General features: G+C 60.5%; 15 protein-coding genes. 11 read left to right on the top strand and 4 right to left on the bottom strand.

What is annotated here, in order from left to right:
• Positions 1-106: 106 nt before the first annotated feature.
• A complete protein-coding gene (locus AC3D25_RS19575) occupies positions 107-724 on the top strand; it encodes a flavin reductase family protein (protein ID WP_488890109.1) in 618 nt (205 codons plus the stop codon).
• A 14-nt stretch (positions 725-738) separates the two neighbouring features.
• Positions 739-1,143: a RidA family protein gene (locus AC3D25_RS19580; RefSeq protein WP_488890110.1), complete on the top strand. Its 405-nt coding sequence runs from the start codon at positions 739-741 to the stop codon at positions 1,141-1,143.
• A gap of 74 nt (positions 1,144-1,217) precedes the next feature.
• Here the strand turns inward: AC3D25_RS19580 and AC3D25_RS19585 are convergent, their stop codons facing one another.
• The gene (locus AC3D25_RS19585; protein ID WP_488890476.1) at positions 1,218-2,669 is read right to left on the bottom strand and encodes a mechanosensitive ion channel domain-containing protein; all 1,452 of its coding nucleotides are present in this window, start codon (positions 2,667-2,669) and stop codon (positions 1,218-1,220) included.
• Between the two features lie 336 nt (positions 2,670-3,005).
• On the opposite strand from AC3D25_RS19585, the gene AC3D25_RS19590 reads away from it, so the two are divergent.
• Positions 3,006-4,214, top strand: coding sequence for a GGDEF domain-containing protein (locus AC3D25_RS19590; RefSeq protein ID WP_488890111.1), 1,209 nt, complete (start codon positions 3,006-3,008; stop codon positions 4,212-4,214).
• A gap of 142 nt (positions 4,215-4,356) precedes the next feature.
• Here AC3D25_RS19590 and AC3D25_RS19595 read toward each other — a convergent pair whose 3' ends face one another.
• Positions 4,357-4,677 (bottom strand): hypothetical protein, encoded by a 321-nt coding sequence (locus AC3D25_RS19595; protein ID WP_488890112.1) that lies wholly within the window; start codon positions 4,675-4,677, stop codon positions 4,357-4,359.
• Positions 4,678-4,899: 222 nt separating this feature from the next.
• On the opposite strand from AC3D25_RS19595, the gene AC3D25_RS19600 reads away from it, so the two are divergent.
• Positions 4,900-7,320, top strand: coding sequence for a PAS domain S-box protein (locus AC3D25_RS19600; RefSeq protein WP_488890113.1), 2,421 nt, complete (start codon positions 4,900-4,902; stop codon positions 7,318-7,320).
• A 69-nt stretch (positions 7,321-7,389) separates the two neighbouring features.
• Here AC3D25_RS19600 and AC3D25_RS19605 read toward each other — a convergent pair whose 3' ends face one another.
• A complete protein-coding gene (locus tag AC3D25_RS19605) occupies positions 7,390-8,481 on the bottom strand; it encodes a catalase family protein (protein ID WP_488890114.1) in 1,092 nt (363 codons plus the stop codon).
• 181 nt (positions 8,482-8,662) lie between these two features.
• On the opposite strand from AC3D25_RS19605, the gene AC3D25_RS19610 reads away from it, so the two are divergent.
• The 7 genes from AC3D25_RS19610 to AC3D25_RS19640 all read left to right on the top strand — a co-directional run bounded on the left by AC3D25_RS19610 (position 8,663) and on the right by AC3D25_RS19640 (position 16,751).
• On the top strand, positions 8,663-10,945 hold the full coding sequence (locus AC3D25_RS19610; RefSeq protein ID WP_488890115.1) for an FdhF/YdeP family oxidoreductase: 2,283 nt from the start codon (positions 8,663-8,665) through the stop codon (positions 10,943-10,945).
• A gap of 113 nt (positions 10,946-11,058) precedes the next feature.
• The gene (locus tag AC3D25_RS19615) at positions 11,059-12,195 is read left to right on the top strand and encodes a glutathione-independent formaldehyde dehydrogenase (RefSeq protein WP_488890116.1); all 1,137 of its coding nucleotides are present in this window, start codon (positions 11,059-11,061) and stop codon (positions 12,193-12,195) included.
• Positions 12,196-12,439: 244 nt separating this feature from the next.
• On the top strand, positions 12,440-13,309 hold the full coding sequence (locus AC3D25_RS19620; RefSeq protein WP_488890117.1) for an STAS domain-containing protein: 870 nt from the start codon (positions 12,440-12,442) through the stop codon (positions 13,307-13,309).
• A gap of 2 nt (positions 13,310-13,311) precedes the next feature.
• Positions 13,312-13,695: an STAS domain-containing protein gene (locus AC3D25_RS19625; protein ID WP_488890118.1), complete on the top strand. Its 384-nt coding sequence runs from the start codon at positions 13,312-13,314 to the stop codon at positions 13,693-13,695.
• Between the two features lie 35 nt (positions 13,696-13,730).
• Positions 13,731-14,093 carry an anti-sigma regulatory factor gene (locus AC3D25_RS19630; protein ID WP_488890119.1) on the top strand — a complete coding sequence of 121 codons (363 nt, stop codon included), beginning with the start codon at positions 13,731-13,733 and terminating at the stop codon, positions 14,091-14,093.
• Positions 14,078-15,085 (top strand): SpoIIE family protein phosphatase, encoded by a 1,008-nt coding sequence (locus AC3D25_RS19635; protein ID WP_488890120.1) that lies wholly within the window; start codon positions 14,078-14,080, stop codon positions 15,083-15,085. Before AC3D25_RS19630 ends, AC3D25_RS19635 begins: the two co-directional genes overlap by 16 nt.
• A gap of 1 nt (position 15,086) precedes the next feature.
• Entirely contained in the window at positions 15,087-16,751 is a 1,665-nt protein-coding gene (locus AC3D25_RS19640; RefSeq protein ID WP_488890121.1) for an ATP-binding response regulator, read from the top strand.
• Positions 16,752-16,794: 43 nt separating this feature from the next.
• Here AC3D25_RS19640 and AC3D25_RS19645 read toward each other — a convergent pair whose 3' ends face one another.
• The gene (locus tag AC3D25_RS19645; RefSeq protein ID WP_488890122.1) at positions 16,795-17,148 is read right to left on the bottom strand and encodes a DOPA 4,5-dioxygenase family protein; all 354 of its coding nucleotides are present in this window, start codon (positions 17,146-17,148) and stop codon (positions 16,795-16,797) included.
• Between the last annotated feature and the right edge of the window lie 42 nt (positions 17,149-17,190).

Here is a 17,190-nt window from a genome sequence, read left to right on the forward strand (position 1 = left end):
GGAACGCCCTGCGCGTTGAGAATAGACGCTAACGGAGGCCATCGCGATGCGCCCGGCGCATCAAACCTGCCCGTTTATTTCCAACGTTTTCCGGAGGAACAATCAAATGGCACAAGGACCGTTTCGCACCATCGAACCGAAGATACTTTACTTCGGAACGCCAGTCGCATTGATCAGCTCGCTCAACGAAGACGGCACGACAAACCTCGCGCCGATGTCTTCGTTCTGGGCGCTCGGCTGGACCATCATGCTCGGCCTGCTCGACGAGACCAAGACCGCCGAGAATCTGGCGCGTCACGCCGAATGCGTGATCAACATACCTTCGCCCGATATGTGGCGTCAGGTCGAGAACCTTGCGCCGCTGACCGGCAAAAATCCGGTGCCGGAAATCAAGGCAAAGCAGTTTCGCTACGAGAAGTGCAAATTCGAAGAAGCCGGCCTTAGCCAACTCGAAAGCGAATTGGTCAAGCCGTTTCGCGTGACCGAGTGCCCCATTCATCTGGAAGCTCGCGTTTCGGGTATCCATACGATGAGCGGCACGAAGCTTCAGGAACTGGGCGGTGGCGTAGCAGCCGAAGTCGAGATCATTCGCGTACACGCAAGCGAAGCGTTCATCAAAAACGGGAACCATATCGACGCCGAAAAGTGGTCGCCGCTCGTCTACAACTTTCGCCATTATTTCCGGCTGGCCGAGCATGAGCTCGGCAAGACCTTCAGGGCATGAACGAAGAGAACATCATGAGCCGAGAAATCGTTCGTGTCGAACCGCTTTCGAGTTGGCTCGAACGCTGGAACGCACCGACATCCGCCGCGACCCGTCATGGCGACACCCTCTACGTGTCCGGTTTTCCGCCATTCGATCCCCTTACCGGCGACATCATGGACGCGCCGATCGAACTTCAAACCGAGCGGGTGCTGGAGCAGTTGCGGCTGTGCGTCGAGACGGGAGGTTCGTCGATCGATCAGGTGCTCAAGTGCAACGTCTACTGCACATCGGTCGAGATGTTTCCAATCGTCAACGCGATCTACGGGCGCTTTTTCGGGCCGAATCCGCCCGCGAGAATTTTCGTCAACGTGCCGGCGTGGCCCGGACACTTCGATATCGAAATCGACTGCATCGCCGCGATACCGAGCAAACGATAACCGCGCGATCGCAGATCATATGCGGCTTTTGGAAGCGGTCGCGCCTTTAAAGAGCAGCGCGCCGGCCAACTGACTCAAGTGTCGCTGCGCAGTGAGTGCAGGTCGCGAACCTTGTCGAATAGCCACTGGAAAACCGAATGCCCTTTCTCCTGCTCGGCGGGGATCGGCGTCGTCAGTCTCCCGAGCACGCTTTGCCGGTACGCCAATAGCTGACACATCTGCTCGGCGACCTCGGGATGGTCCTTCAGAAAAGACGTCATGTCGTCTTTGCTCAATTGATAGAGCACCGAAGGCGTGAGTGTCGAAATAGACACGTGCATCGCGAGTCCCGCCAGGATTCCTGCTTCACCGAACGCTTCGCCAGGCCCGACTCGGGCGATCTCCCGGTTACCCGAGGGCTCGTTGAATCTTACGGAAAGTACCCCGGAGTGAACGATGGAAAGACTGTCAGGCACCGTCTCCGGCGCCAGAATCTGCTGGTCCGCCTGATATTCGTGCCGGGATAGATGCTTGGCGAGGCGCATCAATTCGTCGCCCGTGAGGCTCTCGAAAAGGTTCACCCGCCTGAGGAGCGCTTCCTTCGGGTCATAGGCGGTCGCGGCAGGTGGGGCGACGCCCAGTGCGCGCAGCGTGACGTCCGAGGCGGCGAGATGCCGGTAGCAAAGATCGAAGAGCTCGTTGGAAACCGCCAGCTTTTTGCTCATGTCGTCGACGAACGCGACGATCTCATATTGCACGGAGTTCAGCGTCGTGCGCTTCATGTGAGCGTAGGGCGCGGGTTTGTCGAGGATTGCGTTGCAACCGGTCAGCGCGCGGGTCAACGCGTCGAGCACTGTTTTCGGCCGCGCCTCCGGATCGATCTCGAGCATGAGCGACAGGCCGTGGACGCTCTCCGGGCGACTGTTGTTGGATATCTTCGCCTTCGCTGCAACGGCGTTCGGCACGATAAGCGTATTGCCCTGCCCCGTCAGCAGATGCGTGGCGCGCCAGTTCATTTCGACCACCTTGCCTTCGACATCGTCGATCACGACCCAGTCGCCGACCGAGTACGGCTCGGTCGTGTTGAGCACGATGCCCGCGAACACATCGCTGAGCGTGCTCTGAATCGCAAGCCCCAGCACGATCGCGAGCGCGCCGGATGTGGCGACCAGACCTCGCACGGGCAATTCGAGAACGAAGCCGAGAGCCGCCACAATCGCGGCCAGAAAAACGACGGCACCGAATACATCGGAAAACAGGCGCTGCCTGCGCCACGCGCTAGGCAGCAGCAGGGTATCGAGCGACAGCGTGAGTAACCGTGCGCCCATTAACCACCAGATTATTTCGAGTACCTGTCCCAGCCAGTGCAGTTCGGGCACGTCTTCATGCGCCGCCTGCGTGAAAGGGCTTAAGCCGGACGAGAAGAGTATCGCGCTCAGCGCGGAGAAAAGCGTCAGTCGTATGAATAGACGAGCCAGCTCGTTCGCGGGGAGCCGCAGGCGCCACACGAATACATCCAAAGCGACGATGACGAATCCCAAAAGCAGTGGATACTGCACGGGCGCTCCCCCGGTAAGGTAACTTCGAGAGAATACACATCATCGAAGATAAAACGGGGAAAGCGGTGGCCGCATTTGGCATCGCTTACAGGTCATACCGCCGTCAGCCGCGCGCCGACGCAAAAAATCTGGCGCCCGCCGCTCGCAAAACACACAGGAACATCCTGTAAGAAATCCTGACCTACGAGTGAAGATTCAGGGCAGCCCGTTCGCTCTCGCCCTAATCGCCGTAAAATCCGCCTTCTCCTCAAGAACCCGGCTTATGAGCCGTAAACGAGTCGTATGGAAATACGTCATTCAGTGACGAAATAGGCAAGCGAAAGCATGCACGTCGACCTCATTACTCTCTACCTCCTCGCGATCGGGACACTGCTAGCCAGTTGTGCAATGACGTTGTGGGAGCGGCGAATGCACCCGAAACGCAGCAAGGAACTCACAATTCTCGCGGCGGGCTATGCCACGCTCGCAGCGGGCTGCGCTGCCGCGTCTTTTCGTTTTTCCGTACCGGGCGTGATCGGGTCGGCCGTCAGTAACATTGTCATCGTGTCCGGGTATCTGTGCATCTTGCTAGGTGTCGCGCACCTGAACGGGCGGCGATATCGCGGATGCGCGGCGGCGATACTCGTTCTGCTCGCGCTCACGTGGGCGGTCGTCGGCACGCGATGGCCCGAGGCGATGTGGATCCACGTGAGCGCGATTCCCATCGCGCTCGCGTGCGGATTGACAGCTCGCGAATTACTGTTCGGTAGCGGCGTGCCATCGGGTCAGTCGCGCTATATAGCGGTCATCGTTTCGGGCGCGCACGCGCTGTTCTATGCCGCGCGCGCCTGTCTCCTGCCCTGGCTGGTGTCGGCGCTGGGTCCCGGCGTTCAATCACTGACCAGCAAGATTACGATGTATGAAGGAGTCTTGTACTCGGTCGTCTTGCCGATGACCTTACTGCGTCTTTTCCGCGATGAATCGCATGGTCAGCTTTTACGCGAATCGACCACGGATTACTTGACGGGTCTAGGCAATCGCAGGCAATTTTTTCAGGAAGGCACGCAAGCGCTTCGCCACTGCGACGCAGCGCGGCCCGCTTCGGTGTTCGCATTCGACCTCGATCACTTCAAAAGAATTAACGATCGACACGGCCATGATGCCGGTGACGAAGTGCTGAGGTCATTCGCGCAAACCGCCCGCAGCGTGCTCGGGCCGGAAGCCATTCTCGCCCGCATCGGCGGCGAAGAGTTCGCGGCCGTACTGCCGGGCTACGAGGGTATCCACGCGAAAGCGATCGGCGAGGCCGTGATCCGGCGCTTCGGGCAAACGATTTCACGCACGATGGCTGGGGTCGAAATAAAGGCGACAGTCAGCGCAGGGATGGCGCATTGCGAGCGCCCGGGACTTACCCTCGCCGAGTCGCTCGCAACAGCCGACCGGGCGCTGTACAGCGCTAAGTCGCAGGGTGGCAACAGACTCGAATTTGCAGAAGCGTCTAAAGCAACGGCCCAATCGCCGGAACACGTTTCGCGTGAACGAACGTCGGTGTGAGACATTGCGACGGCTGGCTTAAGAGCGTTAGATGATCGGTTTGATGATCGTTAAGCCGGGATGCTAAGACACATACTTCCCGGCTTAACGCGAGCGCCTTAAGCTCGACGCCCGTTCGCTTCTCTATTCAAACTTGCGACCGTTATTGACCGGCCGCGGGAGACACTACGCTAGGCGTGGCAAGCGTGTTGTTCGTCTTCGGCGCGGGCCCGGCGGTCGAGTCGCCGTTAGTGCCGCTTGGCAAGCCGGAGTTCGGCGCTGCACGCCCGTTCATACCGCTTGCCGAGTTACTCGTACTCGGCATGCCGTAGCCGCCTGTTGCGCCGTTCACTTGATTCGCCGGGCTAGCCGTGCTCCCCGACGAACTGCCGCCGCTCGAACCTCCAGCAGCTTGTGCATACGCGCCGCCCGACAGTGTAAGTGCGGCGACAGCCGCGACTAATGCGCTAGTAACCTTGATCATGATCCGTCCCTCCTTGTTCGGACTAAAAATGGCACAGGCGTCGCCGCCTGCTTAAAGGACAGTTCAGCAATCACTATGCCGCATGCACTAAGCGTTCCGCGAAGACGAACCGCAAGCAGCAAAAATTGCCTGTAAGAACAAGTGAAAGGAACGAAATTTGCGCCCGCCATTGCCGGGACCGGATGTGCAAACGCTCACATTCAGCCTAATGACTTCCCCACAATGACCCCTTCTCGAAACGAACACGATCTCGAACGAAAAGCGCGCGAACTCGAGCGCGAACTGGCGTATGTAAGAGCGCAGCTCGAACAGAAGCCGGCTGTCGATGAGCGTCACCTCGAAGCCGCAACCAGTCGGGCTACCGATTTCGCGGTCATCGGGACCGATCTCGACGGTGTCATCGTCGAATGGAGCAAGGGTTCGGAACGTGTCCTCGGCTGGCCGGCCGAAACAGCGATAGGCCGCTCGATTGAGATGTTTTTTACACTCGAGGACCGCAAGCGTGGTCGCCCGGCCGAGGAGATGCATTTGGCGCGTTTCGACGGACGCACGAGCGATGAACGCTGGCATCTCAAATCCGACGGCTCGCGTTTCTGGGCGTCTGGAGAACTGACGCCTGCGCTAGACGCCGAGGGCAAAGTTGTCGGTTTCGTCAAGATCCTGCGTGACCGCACCGAGCAGCACATGGCAGGTCTTAAGCTCGCGGAAAGCGAAGAGCGCTATCGAACTTTGTTCGATGCGCTGGACGCGGGATTTTGCGTGATCGAAATGCGCTATGAGGATGGCGGTCGACCCGTCGACTACAGGTTCGTCGAAATAAACGACGCCTTCATTCGCCAAACAGGGTTGGCCGATGCAAAAGGCAAATGGATTCGCGACCTCGCGCCGACCCATGAGCAACATTGGTTCGATATTTACGGCGAAGTGGCACGTTCACGCACACCTGTCCGGTTCGAGAACGCGGCCGGCGCCCTCGAGCGCTGGTATGAGGTTCAGGCGCTGCCGATCGACCGCCCTGAGCTTCACCGCGTCGCCGTGCTGTTTAACGATGTGTCCGACCGTCGCCGGGCCGAACTCGCTCTGCGAGAGTTGGCATCGAGACTCGAACACGAGGTGGCCGCCCGCACGACGGACCGGAACCAGCTTTGGGAGCTTTCCACCGACATCATGCTGCGATGCGTGGTGTCCGGGGAAATCGTCGCGATCAATCCTGCGTGGACCGCAACCCTCGGGTGGTCGGAAACGGAGATGCTGGGCTCCAGCCTGTTCGACCTCATTCATCCCGACGATCTGGCAATCACTCGCGCGGGCGCAGTAAGCTCGGCAGAGGGTGTTCCGCTACGCCGCTTCGAGAACCGTTATCGCACGAAGAGCGGCGGCTACCGATGGATCGAGTGGTCTACTCGACCGTCGCAGGACATCATCAATGCGGTTGGCCGCGACGTCACGGAGGAGAAAGAAAAAGCGGACGTGCTCAAGCGCATGGAAGCGCAACTTCGGCAAAGCCAGAAGATGGAAGCCGTCGGTCATCTTACCGGCGGCTTGGCTCACGATTTCAATAATCTTCTGGCGGCTATCGCGGGCAATCTGGAGTTGCTCGGTGTGCGTCTCGATCAAGGACGTCTGACCGACATGGAGCGTTTTATCGGCGCCGCGCAGGGTGCGGTCAAGCGCGCCGCCGCGCTCACGCACCGACTGCTCGCGTTCTCCAGACGGCAGACGCTCGACCCGACCGCGACCGACGTGGCATTTCTTGTCGATGATCTTCAAGAGCTGGTTCGACGCACCATTGGGCCCGAACGCGAACTCGTCGTTAAGTCGGCGACGGATCTTTGGACCACGATGATCGACCGGCACCAACTCGAGAACGCGATCGTCAACCTGTGCATCAACGCGCGCGATGCGATGCCCGATGGCGGGGAGATCGTCGTCGACATGAGCAACGTCCATCTGGATGCGCGGACCGCCGAGGAATTCGAACTGGATAGCGGCGATTACATCGCGGTGTCCGTGTCCGATACCGGCACGGGCATGACGCCTGAAATCGCGGCGCGCGCGTTCGATCCGTTCTTCACGACGAAGCCGATCGGGCAAGGAACCGGTCTCGGTTTGTCGATGATTTACGGATTCGCGCGACAGTCGGGCGGCCACGTAAGCATCGAGACGGAAGTCGGCCGCGGTTCCACCGTATCCATTTATCTGCCGCGGTCTCGAGTTGATGTCGAGCCATCCACCGAAGTGCAACAGACTCCGGACGCACCGCTCCCGGCGAGCGGCGTGGTTCTCGTGGTGGAGGACGAAGCGGCCCTCCGGATGTTGATCACGGAGGTGCTGGAAGACAAAGGCTATACGACGATCGAGGCTTCCGACGGGCCGAACGCGATGAAACTGCTGCAGTCGAACATGGCGATCGATATGATGATCACCGACGTCGGCATGCCCGGCGGCATGAATGGCCGTCAGCTTGCCGATGCTGCCCAGGCGCTACGGACCGGCCTTCACGTTCTCTTGATTACCGGCTACGCCGAGAGCGCCGCGACCGGCGAGAAAACACTCGGACCGGGCATGCATTTGCTGACGAAGCCGTTCCCGATGACTACGCTCTTGAAGAAAGTCGGCGAGTTGATCGGCGCCACCGGTTAGGGTGATCGGACGTTGGCGCGACCGCTCTTCCCGCGCGAGCGGTCGCCCAAGCAACACGACGAGAAATTTCTATTCTGGAAGGTCTAAAGGTGCGCGCGGCTCATGCATCGGGCACCCGTTAAACTGCCCTCGAAATCCTGACGACATTTCATAAGAGGGCTTACGTGCGCGCATCACGCCGCCAATCGGCCGATGCGCCTGCAATCCGTGCCAGGGACTGAACGCCAGGCCATCGTCGACAACCGCCGATCGCTCGTCCGTCCACGCGGGTTGCGCCGATGCACGAAGGTACGCCACGGTCACGTAGGGACTGTCGTCCTCCGACCAGATTTTCGAGGCATCCTCGACCGGCATCAGGCCGATATCCGTGGCGAGTTGCACGCGTACCTCCCACTCGGCGCTCTGGCTCGTGAAGAACTCATTGACTGCATCGCGCAGTCCGTTGGGCTTGTCATTGACATCCAGCGGTGCGTCTTTCAACGCGACAAGTTCGGGCGAGCGCGGAGCAACCGAGAGCTTGGCGAAATAAGGTCCCCATAGCACGGGCACCGCGGTATAAAACGTCTCGCCGAGAATATGGGTCTCGGGATGTCCGCCCAGGCTCTTGAGCGTTCCGCTCTCTCCACCGACTACCTCAACTGCCGCCTCCACGCCGCGCAATACTTTCGACAGTACTTTCTTAGCGTCCGGCGCCTTGTCCGTCGTTTTCGCCAGCAGCTTGAGATTCGACAGAAACGCCTTGGGCGTTGCCGCCGTGAACGCAGGCGCATTGATCATCACGAAGTCCTGAGTCACGTCGCCTTCACTACCGGCCAACCGCTCGCCTTCCACGCCGATGATCTTGATCGCGAGTCCACGCGGGGTCGACACGCTGTCGTCGAGAATGTCGCCGGGGTTCGTCGAGAACCGCATCGCAACCGGCAACACACCCGCGCGCGCGAATGCGCCTTGCGCAAGTTCGGCGGGCAGGCCGTCGAGGACTTCGATCTCCCCTCGCAGTAAGCCGTGACTTTTCGCGTGGACGCTGCGCACGGCGTGACCGTAATCCGCAGACGTTTTATCGAGGATGCTGCGCATCGCCTCGACGAGCTTCGCGGACGTTTCGGCTTCGTCGTCAGGGACTTGCTCGAAAAGCGGGATCGAATGGCAAAGGGTGAACACTTGTTGAATCGGACATGGACAATTCTCGGGGACGGTATGTTCGGACTCACCGATCGAGCAATTCACGTACCGCTCGCAGTTCAGCAAGGCCGGGCCAAAGTGCATTATCGATCGCTTACGGCACGTAGGGGAACGGCCATTGCTATGCAAGTGGACCACGCCCACCGCCTGAGGAATTTCCATGACAAAGCACAACGAATCGGACTCGTACAAATACGCCTCTGGCGGCTGGGGCTCGCTTAAAGCGCTCACGGCGGTTCTGCTGAAAGAGCACATCGGCTTATCGAAAATTCGTGTTCTATCGCATCAAAACAAACCCGACGGCTTCATGTGCGTAAGTTGCTCGTGGGCAAAACCAAAAGACCCGCACACGTTCGAGTTTTGCGAGAGCGGCGCAAAAGCCACCGCCTGGGATCTGACCTCGAAGCGCGTCACACCCGAATTTTTCAGCGAGCACACGGTGGCCGCGCTGAATGCGTGGCACGATCACGACCTCGAAGAAGCGGGACGCATAACCGTACCCATGCGCTGGGACGCCGCTTCCGATCGCTATCTCGAAGTGTCCTGGGAAGAAGCCTTTACCGATATCGGGCGCGAGCTGAACGCGATGGAGCCGGACTCGGCAGTTTTTTATACTTCGGGCCGCGCATCGCTCGAAACGTCATACATGTACCAGCTTTTCGCGAGGATGTACGGCACCAACAACTTGCCCGACAGTTCGAATATGTGCCACGAGAGTTCGAGCGTCGGACTGACGCAGGCAATCGGCGTGGGCGTCGGCACGATCACGCTGGACGATTTCGAGAAGACCGATCTCATGTTCTTCTTCGGTCAGAACGTCGGCACGAATAGTCCGCGCATGCTTCATCAATTACAGGAAGCGCGTGAGCGCGGCGTACCGATCATCACCTTCAATCCGATCCGCGAGCCGGGTCTGGTGAGCTTCGTCAATCCGCAATCGCCGGTGCAGATGTTGACGCCGGGTTCGACCCAAATCAGCACGCAGTATCATCAGGTCAAGGCGGGCGGCGACACCGCTGCGATTGCTGGGCTATGCAAAGCGCTGATCGAAAGCGACGATCTCGCCGTGGCGAACAATCAGCCACGCGTGCTGGACGTTGCGTTCATCGACGAACACACGACCGGATTCAGCGACTTCGCCTCGTTCATCCGCCGCACGCCGTGGCAGGACATCGAGGCGGAGAGCGGGCTTTCACGCGATGCGCTCACGCAAGCGGCCGCGGAGTATGCGAAGGCCAATGCCGCGATCGCCCATTTCGGCATGGGTTTGACGCAACACCGGATGGGCGTGCAAAACGTGCGGATGCTGATGAACTTGTTACTGCTCCGTGGCAATATCGGCAAGCCGGGCGCGGGTCCGTCACCAGTCAGAGGCCATTCGAACGTTCAGGGTCAACGCACCGTTGGCATCACGGAAAAGCCAGAACTGGCGCCGCTCGACAAGCTTGCGGAACAATTCCATTTCGAGCCGCCGCGTAAAAAAGGATTCAACACCGTGGAGGCGTGCGAGGCAGTCGTATCGGGACGGGCGCGCGCGGTCGTGCAACTCGGCGGGAATCTCGTGCGCTCAGTGCCGGACCGATCGGTGATCGAACCCGCGTGGGCCAAATTGCGGCTCACCGTGAACATCGCGACGAAGCTGAATCGAAGCCATTTGATCCATGGCGAGGTTTCGTATTTATTGCCGTGCCTGAGCAGAATCGAATTCGATGAATGCGATGGCGAGATGCAGGCGGTGTCGATGGAAGACAGCACCGGATGCATGCACGGTTCCCGCGGCGTGACCGAGCCAGCAGCCGCTACGCTACGCTCGGAGGCGGCGATTATCGCGGGCATCGCTCACGCCACGCTCGGTGCGAAATCCACTATCGACTGGCACGCCTGGTCGCGCGATTACGCACACGTTCGCGATGAAATTGCCGAGACCTATCCGAAGATTTTTCATGATTTCAACGCTCGCATGTGGACGCCGGGCGGCTTTCACCGCCCGCTTCCGCCGCGCGAGCGCAAGTGGGAGACAAAGAGCGGCAAGGCTGAATTCCTGACACCGGAATCGCTTTTCGAAGACCCGGATGTGGCGAGTATCGACGCGAATACGTTGCGTCTTTTCACCGTGCGAAGCGACAGTCAGTTCAACACGACAATCTACGATCTCGATGACCGGTTTCGCGGCATTCACGGGAGCCGGATGGTCGTGTTGATGAACGAGACCGACATGAACCGGTTAGGGCTTGCGCCCGATCAGGAAATCGGCCTCGCGACCGCAGCCAGCGACGGCGTAGAGCGCCGGGTCGACGGTCTCAAAGTGGTGCCTTTCGATTTACCTAGCGGATGTGTCGCCGGCTACTACCCCGAATGCAATCCGTTGCTGCCGCTCTGGCATTACGCTAAGGAAAGCAAAGTACCGGCCGCGAAATCCATTCCGGTGAATGTGGTGCGGTGACCCGCTTAATTGATTGCGGCAACTTGAGCACTTTCATCGTCCCCGGGCATGCGTGCTGCTGCAACGCAAAGACCGTCGCCATATCGGCGAACGTCTCGCCTAAGGAGTTCCCTATGAAAGCTCTCGTTTATGAAGGTCCTCGCAAGGTCGTCGTGAAGGAAATGCCGGACGCCAAGATCGAACGTCCGAATGACGTGCTTGTGAAAATCACCACCACCAATATCTGCGGCTCCGATCTGCACATGTACGAAGGCCGCACGAACATGGAGACCGGGCGGATTCTCGGCCATGAAAATCTCGGCATCGTGGTAGAGGTCGGTCAAGGCGTGGAGCGCGTCAAGGTTGGCGATCGCGTGTGTCTGCCGTTCAATATCGGATGCGGCTTTTGCAAGAATTGCGAACGCGGCTTAACGGGATTCTGTCTCACGGCCAATCCGGGCATGGCGGGCGCCGCTTACGGTTTCGCCGGCATGGGCCCTTATAGCGGCGGTCAGGCCGAATATCTGCGCGTACCGTTTGGAGACTTCAACTGTCTCGTCTTGCCGCCGGATGCGGAAGAAAAAGAAAACGACTACGTGATGCTCTCGGATATTTTTCCGACCGGCTACCACGCCACCGAATTGGCAGGCGTATTGCCGGGAGAAAGTGTGGTGATCTACGGTGCGGGGCCGGTGGGTTTGATGGCGGCGCTCTCGGCGCAGATCAAGGGCGCGGGCAAGATCATGGTGGTCGACAGTCATCCGGATCGCCTTAAGCTCGCCGAGAAAATGGGCGCGATTCCCGTGGACGATAGCGATGGAACGTCGGCGGATCAGATTCTCGAAATGACCGGCGGCGAAGGCGCGGACCGCGGATGCGAGTGCGTCGGCTATCAGTGCAGTTGCAAGGGCCACGAAGTGCCGAACCTCACGATGAATAATCTGATCAAGGCCGTGCGGCCTACTGGCGGGATAGGCGTGGTTGGGGTGTTCGTCGCGGAAGATCCGAAGTCCGAAGACGAGCTTTTCAAGAAGGGCCAACTCGCGCTCGACTTCGGTCAGTTATGGATGAAAGGGCAGAAAATCGCGACGGGTCAGGCAAACGTGAAGGCTTATAACCGCCGCTTGAGCGACCTCATTGCCGCGGGCAAAGCCAAGCCGTCGCAAATCGTTTCCCACGAACTGCCGCTCGAGCAAGCGCCGGAGGGCTATAAGCACTTCGACGAACGCGACGACGGCTGGACCAAGGTCGTCCTCAAGACCGCTGCGTGAAGCGCGCGCTTGCGCCGGTTGCGTCCGGGTAAATCATTACCCGGACGCCGGTTTCGATCAAAGTAAAGTTTGCCGATCCCCCATCGCTCGCCTGCGAATGTCGCGAATCCGCCTCGAATGTAGCGGCATAAATTCCCGACCGTCCGATCATTATTCGCGTCTATGGGCGGCGGGACGCACTTTCGTGCCTGCCGCCCCTTATAATCGCTAGCTATCTCGAAATCACAGCCTATTGGAGAACGATTTGAGCGAACGCGCGGGTCTGGCCGACATCCTTAGCGGCAACGAAGCAAAAATACTGAAGGAATGGATTGCGGGCCAGATCGCGGGCGTAAGCCGTCGCGGCGCGCAAACGGAAGGTGATGTCTCTGAACTGTCGCGAGCGTTCTTCGTATTGTTCGTGGATGCGGTCAAGGAACGCTATGACGGCGTGCTCGCCGGCGCGGCCTGGGACGAAGTGCGCGCGCATCTGACTGCGCTGTCGCGCGAACGCGTGCTGAAAGGCTATTCGCCGGAAGAAACGGCGACCTTCATCTTCTCGCTGAAAAAGCCGCTTTTCAGCGCGCTGCGCGATGCCGACAGCGCGAATGTCGACACGCTTTTCGACGATATCTGGAAGCTCACGCAGGTTATCGATCAGTTGGGTCTGATCACGTTCGAGGCGTATCAGAAGAGCCGCCAGCAGATCATCGAGCGTCAGCAGCAGGAATTGCTCGACCTGACGACGCCGGTCGTCAAGCTGTGGGATTCGATCGTCGCGTTGCCGCTGATCGGTACGCTCGACAGCGAGCGCACGCAAGTAGTGATGGAAAGCCTGCTCGATTCGATCGTGGAAAACGAAGCGGCAATCGCGATTATCGACATCACCGGCGTGCCGACCGTCGATACGCTCGTCGCCCAGCATTTGCTCAAGACCGTGGCGGCCGCACGCCTGATGGGCGCGGAATGCATCATCAGCGGCATCCGCCCGCAGATCGCGCAGACCATCGTGCATCTGGGCGTCGATCTCGGCGATGTCGTGACCAAGGCGACGCTTGCCGAAGCGCTGCGCGTCGCATTGCGCCGGGTCGGCCTGACTGTCGCGAAACTTCCTGTGGTGAAGGCGGCCGACTAAGCATGGAGCAGATTCCGGTCCTCAAGCTCGGCGAATTCCTGCTCGTCTCGATTCAGGTCGAACTCCACGACGAACTGGTTCTCAACCTGCAGGACGACCTCACGTCGCGCCTCGAACGCACGCGCGCGCGCGGTGTGCTGATCGACATTTCGGCGCTTGAGATCGTCGATTCGTTCATTGGACGCACGCTCGGCCACATCGCCGCAATGGCGCGCGTGATGGACGCGACGACCGTGCTGGTCGGCATGCGCCCGGCGGTTGCGATCACGCTGGTCGAACTCGGCATGACATTGCAGGGAATCCGCACGGCGCTCGACGTCGACAAGGGTATGGCTCTCTTGCGTGCGTCGCTCGACGAACCGGGAGAACGTTCATCGTCACGCTGAGCCAGGCGACCCTGGAAATCCGCAGCGCCGAGCAGGTGAACATTGCTCGCAAAACCGTCCAGGACTGGGCGACGCGCCTCGCTTTCGGTACGCTAGAACGCACCAAATTCGTGACAGCCGCGAGCGAACTCGCGCGTAACACGCTCGTGCACGGCAAGGGCGGCACCGTCACGCTCGAAGAAGTCGAGCGCGACGGCAAGCCCGGCATCAAGCTGGTTTTCGAGGATCGCGGGCCGGGCATCCCGGACATCGCCCGCGCGCTCGAAGACGGCTTCAGCACCGCCAAAAGCATGGGGCTCGGCCTCGGCGGCGCGCAACGGCTCGTCAACGAATTCGAAATAACATCTTCCGTCGGTGGCGGGACCCGAGTGAGCATTGTGCAATGGAAGCGACGTTAGCCCTCTCGGAACCCAGCGGCGTCGCGGAAGCGCGGCGCACCGCCACCGCTATCGCGCAGTCGCTCGGATTCTCCGAGAAAGCCCGTGCGAATGCGGCGCTGGTTGTGAGCGAGGCCGCGACCAACATCCTTAAATACGCGTCGCATGGCGAGATCTGCCTGCGGCCGTTTTCCGAAGACGGCGTGAACGGGCTCGAAATGCTCGCGCTCGATAACGGCCCCGGCATCGCCAATCTGGACCTCGCTTCACGCGATGGCTATTCGAGCAGCGGCAGCCTCGGCGCGGGACTCGGTACGATGGCGCGCCACTCGACCCAGTTCGATATCTACTCGCGCGAAGGACAAGGCACCGCCGTGCTCGCGCGCGTGGGCGGCGGCGTGCCGGCGGCGCCGGCCACGAGCGAGCGGCCGGCGCTTCGCATCGGATACAAGACGACGCCGAAGGCAGGTCAGGAAATTTGCGGCGACGCGTGGGGCTGGCGCGAAGTGAACGGCGACCTGTGGATTACGCTGCTCGACGGCCTCGGACACGGCCCGCTCGCGGCGGAGGCATCGCGGCTCGCCGTCGATATCTTCAACGCTGCGGAGCCGGACGAGACGCCGGCCAGCATGCTCAAACGCGTGCATGCCGGTTTAAAGACTACGCGCGGCGCGGTGATGGCCGTGGCGATGTTCGACCGCAAAGCGGGCAGCGTCCGTTACGCGGGGGTCGGCAATATCGTCGGGATCGTGCATGTGCCCGAGTCGGTCCAACATCTGATTTCCACCGACGGCACCGTCGGCTACAACATGCGGACAGTGCGGGAAAGCGAATTGGGCTGGAACCAGAACAGCGCACTCGTCGTCAGCACGGACGGGCTTTCGACGCGCTGGAACCTGAGCCGTCATCCCGGCCTCATGCAGCATCATCCGAGTTTGATCGCGGCAGTTCTGCATCGCGATTTCGCGCGCGACAACGACGACGCGACGGTACTCGTCGTGAAGGCGCGCTGACATGCTGCACCGAATTCTCTCCACGCAGATCAGCAGCAATCTGAGCCTCGTCGCGCTGCGCGACCGGACTCGGCAGGTCGGCGAACTGTTCGGGCTGGACAATCTGCAACGCACGCGCTTCATTACGGCGGTATCGGAAATCGCGCGCAACGCCGTGCAGTTCGCGGGCGGCGGGACGCTCACGTTCATGGTCGGCGATGCGACCGAGGCAGCGGAAACGCAATGCGTGGTCGCGCAGGTGAGCGACAAAGGGCCGGGCATTGCGAATCTGGAAGAGGTGCTCGGCGACCTGGGGCAAAAGCGGGAAACGCCGGGCGTCGGAATTCCGGGCAGCCGCCGGATGGCCGACGGTTTCTTCATCCGCTCGGAAGCCGGCGTTGGAACGACTGTCACGCTGGAAATGTTTTTGCCGCGCGACACGGCGCGGCTTTCGATGCGCGAACTCGGCGTGCTGGTGGAGCAACTGACCCGGCGCCGCGCGCAGACTCCCGTGGAAGAACTCGAGCAGCAGAACCGCGAGATGCTGCTGACGCTCGAAGAATTGCGTCACAAGAAAGCCGCGCTCGAAGAAGCCGACATGCGCAAGAACGAGTTCCTCGCGATGCTCGCCCATGAATTGCGCAACCCGCTCGCCGCCATCACGCTTTCACTCGAACTCGGCAAGCGCCCCGACGCGGATGCAGAAACGCGCGAGCGCACGTTCGCCGTGATCGGACGGCAGTCGGCGCAACTTTCGCGCATGGTCAACGATCTGCTCGACGTGTCGCGGCTCACGCGCGGCAAGGTCGAGCTTCAGACCGAGATTGCGCGCGTCGAGACGCTGATCGAGGGCGGAATAGAGATGGCGGCGGCCGAGCTGACGCGCCGTGGTCATCGGGTCGAAGTCACCTATCCCGTCGTGCCCGTATCGGTGCGCGTGGACGTCGCGCGGCTCAAGCAGGTGTTCAACAACATCATTCACAACGCGGCGCGCTACACGTCGCAGCCCGACGTCATCGCCATTCACGTCACGCATTCCGAAGACGCCGTAAAGGTGACGATCACGGACCGGGGCGTCGGGATCGAAGCGGCCATGCTACCGCGCGTCTTCGAGCTTTTCGCACAGGCGGCCAGCGGTATCGGCCGACAGGACGCAGGACTCGGGATCGGGCTTACCGTCGTGCAGCGCCTCGTGAAAGACCATGGCGGATCGGTCGAAGTGTTCAGCGACGGCACAGGTTTAGGCAGCCGCTTTGTCGTGAGCCTGCCGACCGTCGCCGAAGTGACGGTAGAAGAAACGTTGCCCGCCGTTCCGGACTTGCCGGCACATGCGCAACGGATTCTGATCGTCGACGACAACCGGGATTCCGCCGACGCATTAGCCGCGCTGCTCGACCTGCACGGTCACGTGTGCTGCGTGGCCTACGATGGCGCGAGCGCACTTGCGCTCTCGCAGGATTTTCATGCGTCGATCGGCGTGGTGGATATCGGCCTGCCCGACATGTCGGGCTTCGACGTCGCGCAAGCTTTGCGCCGTCGCGGCGCGCAAGAGCCGTTGACCTTGATCGCGCTGAGCGGCTATTCCACCGCCGAATTTCAGCGCTCGGCGGAGGAAGCCGGCTTCGACCACTACTTCGCCAAGCCATTGCCGATCGGCGAGCTGCTCAGCCTTTTCAGCACCATCTGAAGCGCTCGTCCGCGCGCCGCTTTTCTTGCGCGTATCCGCGATCTTAGTGGCGGAGTGCGTCGAGATTCAGCGGATACGACTTCCCGATCCACATCGACGCGTCGCGATGATCGACTAACGCATCGCCCGTATTCGGATGCACGAAAATATCGAGCGCGCCGTGATTCAGTACGAGCCACGACACGATCTCGGCAAAAGAGGAAGGCGCGAAAGCAAGCTGATACGACCACTGTGGATGAGGCCCGACAGGCCGCTCGTGGAAACGCCCAAGCTGGATGATCGCGCCGATATTTTGCTCGATGGTCTCGCGCAATGCCAGGGCCGCAGCGCGGCTCTCGGCGTCGAAATAAACATGCGCGTGCCAGCTTTCGATTACGGTAGTGAGGCGAGAAGACATAGCGGCGTCCGAAAGAAAATAAGAGGTACGAGTATGACCGCG

This window comes from Caballeronia sp. SL1002, assembly GCF_057814995.1.

Excerpts from the sequence above, each read along its gene's own strand:
- AC3D25_RS19595 (WP_488890112.1), bottom strand. The coding sequence starts at position 4,677 with ATGATCAAGGTTACTAGCGCATTAGTCGCGGCTGTCGCCGCACTTACA.
- AC3D25_RS19615 (WP_488890116.1), top strand. The coding sequence starts at position 11,059 with ATGAAAGCTCTCGTTTATGAAGGTCCTCGCAAGGTCGTCGTGAAGGAA.
- AC3D25_RS19645 (WP_488890122.1), bottom strand. The coding sequence starts at position 17,148 with ATGTCTTCTCGCCTCACTACCGTAATCGAAAGCTGGCACGCGCATGTT.
- AC3D25_RS19580 (WP_488890110.1), top strand. The coding sequence starts at position 739 with ATGAGCCGAGAAATCGTTCGTGTCGAACCGCTTTCGAGTTGGCTCGAA.
- AC3D25_RS19600 (WP_488890113.1), top strand. The coding sequence starts at position 4,900 with ATGACCCCTTCTCGAAACGAACACGATCTCGAACGAAAAGCGCGCGAA.
- AC3D25_RS19635 (WP_488890120.1), top strand. The coding sequence starts at position 14,078 with ATGGAAGCGACGTTAGCCCTCTCGGAACCCAGCGGCGTCGCGGAAGCG.
- AC3D25_RS19625 (WP_488890118.1), top strand. The coding sequence starts at position 13,312 with ATGGAGCAGATTCCGGTCCTCAAGCTCGGCGAATTCCTGCTCGTCTCG.
- AC3D25_RS19590 (WP_488890111.1), top strand. The coding sequence starts at position 3,006 with ATGCACGTCGACCTCATTACTCTCTACCTCCTCGCGATCGGGACACTG.
- AC3D25_RS19640 (WP_488890121.1), top strand. The coding sequence starts at position 15,087 with ATGCTGCACCGAATTCTCTCCACGCAGATCAGCAGCAATCTGAGCCTC.
- AC3D25_RS19575 (WP_488890109.1), top strand. The coding sequence starts at position 107 with ATGGCACAAGGACCGTTTCGCACCATCGAACCGAAGATACTTTACTTC.
- AC3D25_RS19610 (WP_488890115.1), top strand. The coding sequence starts at position 8,663 with ATGACAAAGCACAACGAATCGGACTCGTACAAATACGCCTCTGGCGGC.